This is a genomic window from Pseudomonas syringae pv. cilantro, from assembly GCF_001293775.1.
In the GTDB taxonomy this organism is placed as follows: domain Bacteria; phylum Pseudomonadota; class Gammaproteobacteria; order Pseudomonadales; family Pseudomonadaceae; genus Aquipseudomonas; species Aquipseudomonas syringae_P.
The window spans coordinates 11,488-12,255 of the sequence record NZ_LGLN01000020.1 but is presented as its reverse complement, the minus strand read 5'-3'; the positions used below and the strand labels follow the sequence as shown (position 1 = coordinate 12,255).

Below are 768 nucleotides of genomic sequence, written 5' to 3'. Positions count from 1 at the left end.
TTTTATGCGGGATCACGGGGTATTGAAGGACATCTACACCGAGCGTGATGGCAGCTCTCACAAGACTGCCAAAGGTAAGAAACTCTCAGTGCGGACGGTCAAAGCTCCGGGGTTCGGCCCGAAAGGCATTCACCGCTTCGTTCTACCCTTCACTGTGTTCCTGAAACTCAAGGATATCGGCGGCAACGTGCTACCTGGTTACCGGGAGGAGTTCATTGACGTACCGATGTTTTCAGACCAGGAGGCGGCTCACCGTAAGCTTGCCCAGACATTGACCGTCGAGCTTCGGCAGGCGCTAGCCCGAAGAGATACGACGCTGTTAGGGGTGGTGTTGAACGTGCTGTTGGCATGGCCGGACTGCTGCTTTCGACCTGAGGTGGTGAAACATCCTCGATCCAGAGACACGTTGGCTTTCGTGCCGTCGGTCTTCGATGACGACGAGCTCATGCCGAAGGAACAGGCCCTTCTGGACCTATGTCTTGCTGAAAAAGCCCGAAACCGCAAGGTTCTGGCCTACTCGGTTTACACGGGTACCAGAGACACCACAAGCCGCATGAAGCGGGTGCTTGAACAATCGGGACTGAAGGTGGCAGTGCTGCGTGCATCGGTGGACACCGCCAGGCGCGAGGACTGGATCCTCGACCAGGTTGATCGAGGAGTCGACGTACTGATCACCAACCCGGAGCTCGTAAAAACAGGTCTGGATCTGCTCGACTTTCCGACCATTGCGTTCATGCAGACGGGTTGGAACGTCTACACGGTGCAACA

At 56.2% G+C, this 768-nt stretch carries 1 pseudogene; it reads left to right on the top strand.

Annotated features, from left to right (window positions below):
- Nucleotides 1–768, top strand: a pseudogene (locus ABJ99_RS04115) (DEAD/DEAH box helicase); the annotation flags it as partial.